Origin of the sequence: Streptomyces sp. SID10853 (genome assembly GCF_010548145.1) — a bacterium.
Classification (GTDB): domain Bacteria; phylum Actinomycetota; class Actinomycetes; order Streptomycetales; family Streptomycetaceae; genus Streptomyces.
On sequence record NZ_JAAGLN010000426.1, the window covers coordinates 1 to 2,780 of the forward strand.

1 protein-coding gene is annotated in these 2,780 nt (G+C 65.5%); it reads right to left on the reverse strand.

Annotated features, from left to right (window positions below):
* Positions 1 to 2,780: methionine synthase (gene metH / locus G3I19_RS35865; RefSeq protein ID WP_203601121.1), on the reverse strand; the 2,780-nt coding region annotated here is incomplete at both ends.

A 2,780-nucleotide genomic window follows, 5' to 3' on the forward strand; every position in this document is an offset into this window, starting at 1 on the left:
TTGAGCCCCCACTGGCCCTTGAACAGGGCGCCCTCGTCCAGCCAGGACGCGTACTCCTTGAGCTGGATACCCTTGACCACCCGGGTGCCCCAGAACGGCGGCTCCGGCACCGGGTTGTCCGTGGCCACATCCGAACGCACCGAACCCTCCGGCTCGTCCACCTCCAGCACCGCCACCGTCTCCCGCTTCGGCACCCGACGCTGCTTCAGCTCGGGCAGGACCGCCCCGGGCACCCCACGCTTGACACCGATCAGGGCATCCATCAAGCGCAAGCCCTCGAACGCATCACGGGCGTAGCGGACTTCGCCCTCGTAGATCTCGTGCAGGTCCTGCTCGACATAGGCGCGGGTCAGGGCCGCGCCGCCCAGGATGACAGGGAAGTCGGCCGCCATCTCGCGCTGGTTGAGCTCCTGCAGGTTCTCCTTCATGATCACCGTGGACTTGACCAGGAGGCCCGACATACCGATGACGTCGGCCTTGTGCTCCTCGGCAGCTTCCAGGATCGCCGAGACCGGCTGCTTGATGCCCAGGTTCACGACGTTGTAGCCGTTGTTCGTCAGGATGATGTCCACGAGGTTCTTGCCGATGTCGTGAACATCGCCACGCACGGTGGCCAGGACGATGGTGCCCTTGCCGTCGTCGTCGGTCTTCTCCATATGCGGCTCCAGATGGGCCACCGCGCTCTTCATCACCTCGGCCGACTGCAACACGAACGGCAACTGCATCTGCCCCGAACCGAACAGCTCACCGACGACCTTCATACCCTCCAGGAGCGTGTCGTTGACGATCTCCAGCGCGGGGCGCGTCGTGAGCGCCTCGTCCAGATCGGCCTCCAGACCGTTCTTCTCCCCGTCGATGATCCGCCGCTGCAACCGCTCGTCCAGCGGAAGAGCCATGAGTTCCTCGGCCCGGCCGGCCTTCATGGACTTCATGTTGACGCCCTCGAAAAGCTCCATCAGCTTCTGCAACGGGTCGTAGCCCTCGCCACGGCGGTCATAGATCAGATCGAGGGCGACCTTGACCTGCTCCTCCTCCAGCCGCGCGATCGGCAGGATCTTCGACGCATGCACGATCGCCGAATCCAGCCCCGCCTTCACACACTCGTCCAGGAACACCGAGTTCAACACCACGCGGGCGGCCGGGTTCAGACCGAAGGAGATGTTGGACAGACCCAGCGTGGTCTGGACGTCGGGGTGGCGGCGCTTCAGCTCACGGATCGCCTCGATCGTGGCAACACCGTCACCACGGGACTCCTCCTGACCGGTGCAGATCGTGAACGTCAGCGTGTCGATGAGAATGTCCGACTCGCGCACACCCCAGTTACCGGTCAAGTCCTCGATCAGGCGCTCGGCGACAGCCACCTTGTGCTCGACCGTGCGGGCCTGGCCCTCCTCGTCGATGGTCAGCGCGATCAGCGCCGCACCGTGTTCCCTGGCGAGCTCGGTGACCTTCGCGAAGCGCGACTCGGGGCCGTCGCCGTCCTCGTAGTTCACCGAGTTCAGCACGGCCCGGCCGCCCAGCTTCTCCAACCCCGCCCGCAACACCGGCAGTTCAGTGGAGTCCAGAACAACCGGCAACGTGGACGCGGTCGCGAACCGGCCCGCCAGCTCCGCCATATCCGCCACCCCGTCACGGCCCACGTAGTCGACACACAGGTCGAGCATGTGCGCGCCCTCACGGATCTGGTCCCGGGCCATCTCCACACAGTCGTCCCAACGGGCCTCCAGCATCGCCTCACGGAACTTCTTCGACCCATTGGCATTCGTCCGCTCACCGATCGCCATATACGCCGTGTCCTGCCGGAACGGCACACTCTGATACAGCGACGCCGCACCCGGCTCAGGACGCGGCTCACGGACAGCCGGAGTCAGCACACGAGCCCGCTCCACCACCTGACGCAGATGCTCCGGCGTCGTGCCACAGCACCCACCGATCAAAGACAGCCCGTAGTCACTCACGAAGGTCTCCTGCGCATCCGCCAGCCCCTCAGGATCAAGCGGGAAGTGCGCACCGTCCTTGGTCAGGACCGGCAGACCGGCGTTCGGCATACACATCAGCGGCGTACGCGAGTGACGCGCCAGATACCGCAGATGCTCACTCATCTCCGCCGGGCCCGTCGAGCAGTTCAGCCCGATCAAGTCGATCCCCAACGGCTCCAGCGCCGTCAGCGCGGCACCGATCTCCGAGCCCAGCAGCATGACGCCCGTCGTCTCGAAAGCCAGCGAGCAGATCAGCGGCACACTCACCCCCAGAGCGTCCAGCGCCCGGCGCGCACCGATAAGGCTCGACTTGGTCTGCAGCAGATCCTGCGTGGTCTCCACGATCAGAGCGTCGGCGCCACCGGCCAGCAGCCCCTCGGCGTTCTGCTGGTAACCGTCCCGCAGAACGTCGTACGTGGTATGGCCCAGCGACGGCAGCTTCGTGCCCGGGCCGATCGAGCCCAGCACCCACCGCTGACGGCCGTCCCTGGCACCGAACTCGTCCGCGACCTCCCGGGCGATCCGCGCACCCGCCTCGGACAGCTCAACAATCCGGCCCGAGATCTCGTACTCGTTCGCCGCCGAATGATTCGCACCGAAAGTATTCGTCTCCACACAGTCCACACCGACCGCGAAGTACTCCTCATGGACGGAACGCACGATGTCCGGCCTGGTCACATTGAGGATCTCGTTGCAGCCCTCCAACTGCTGGAAATCCTCAAGAGTGGGATCCTGCGCCTGCAACATCGTGCCCATCGCACCATCGGCCACCACCACACGGGTGGCGAGTGCCTCACGGAG